The organism is Clostridium tagluense, assembly GCF_003865095.1.
GTDB lineage: Bacteria > Bacillota > Clostridia > Clostridiales > Clostridiaceae > Clostridium_AD > Clostridium_AD tagluense.
The window spans coordinates 1-1,341 of record NZ_BHYK01000105.1 but is presented as its reverse complement, the minus strand read 5'-3'; the positions used below and the strand labels follow the sequence as shown (position 1 = coordinate 1,341).

Here is a 1,341-nt window from a genome sequence, read left to right as displayed (position 1 = left end):
CGTATAACAGCAATTTCATGCTTATGTTTTAAATCATTAAAATTTCTCTGAATGCATTTTTTTACAGTGTCTTTATTGAACTTTAATTTTCTAGCAATCTCAGTAGCTGTTAATCCATCTAAGTATAGTTTTTTAACCTGTTCTTTATTTAATTTAGCCTGCAGCTCCATCAACTCCTCAAAAGTATATAGTTCACCCAAACCATCAAAGGGGACATTCCTTATCTTTATTTTAAAAAATAAGGAATATAATTTACCCATCAATGTTTATTACTTATTTATATAATTATATTAACATTGTTCAAATGACAAATGGGGGAAATTTTTAGGAAATTTTCCCTACAAAAAGATGCAAAATTAAACCAAAAACAACGCAAAATTAAACTAAAAATATACCACCTTTAATCTATAAAATGCTTTGAGATACTCTTTAGTGCTTTGTTTATGCTATAATTTATTTGTCTTTCTGTCCTGTCTAATTCTTTAGTTACTTTCTTTTTTTCTTCTCCATTTAAATAAATAAGACTAACAATTTTATAATCCTTATCTGATAATAATTTTAATATGTTCTCTATTTTTTTATTTTCTAATTCCATTTTTCTTATTTGTATCCTTAATTCTTTTATTTGTTCATCATTATCATTTGCACCATTTATAATTAGTTTTTCTATTTCAATAAACTTGTTTTCTATATTGCAAACTCTTTCTCTATATAAATTAAGTTTGTTTTTAATATTTCCCATTTTATCACCTATCCTTTTCTTAGCTCCTTCATGATAATTACTACTTCCTTTATTGGAAATTATTTTTGGAGTTCGACACTAATCGTAAAACCTTTTTTTATTCCAGTTCTTAATCTCATTTTCAATTCTGGATTCAAAATTAATTGGTTGCAAATGCTTAGCAAGCTCCTTGCATTGTTCAGCAAGCGATTCTATAGGTGAACTCATTATCGCTCTTAGCTGTTCCACTGCTATTCTTAATCTATTACATGCGTTCTTTTGTTCCTCAGATAAATTAATTGTACTAATCTTCATCTATAATAATGTGAATATAAGCATGACTATCTTCACTATTAAATCCAAAATCTAAAGACAGTGTAAACCAAACATCTTTAGTGAAATTTTTTTTATACAAAGTCACCATTTTATCATTCATTTATATTTCCTACCTTTCTCCACCATATTCTCAAAGAGCCGCGGCCCTAGATTCAATTATTTTTGTATTGCGACACATCTTAGTTAATAATATTTTTTAAAACTTATATAAATACTATAACCACTATACACAGTTACAAAAGGAGAAAATTCCTTAAATTCTCTTTCTTTTTTCCAACCATGCT

The 1,341-nt window shown here is 26.8% G+C and carries 3 protein-coding genes; all 3 read right to left on the bottom strand.

The window, feature by feature from the left end:
• Positions 1–400 precede the first annotated feature (400 nt).
• Positions 401–742 carry an RNA polymerase subunit sigma-70 gene (locus Ctaglu_RS24685; RefSeq protein ID WP_125006709.1) on the bottom strand — a complete coding sequence of 114 codons (342 nt, stop codon included), beginning with the start codon at positions 740–742 and terminating at the stop codon, positions 401–403.
• 78 nt (positions 743–820) lie between these two features.
• Positions 821–1,036 (bottom strand): hypothetical protein, encoded by a 216-nt coding sequence (locus Ctaglu_RS24680; RefSeq protein WP_125006707.1) that lies wholly within the window; start codon positions 1,034–1,036, stop codon positions 821–823.
• On the bottom strand, positions 1,026–1,157 hold the full coding sequence (locus tag Ctaglu_RS26355) for a hypothetical protein (RefSeq protein WP_267901319.1): 132 nt from the start codon (positions 1,155–1,157) through the stop codon (positions 1,026–1,028). Before Ctaglu_RS26355 ends, Ctaglu_RS24680 begins: the two co-directional genes overlap by 11 nt.
• Positions 1,158–1,341: the final 184 nt, after the last annotated feature.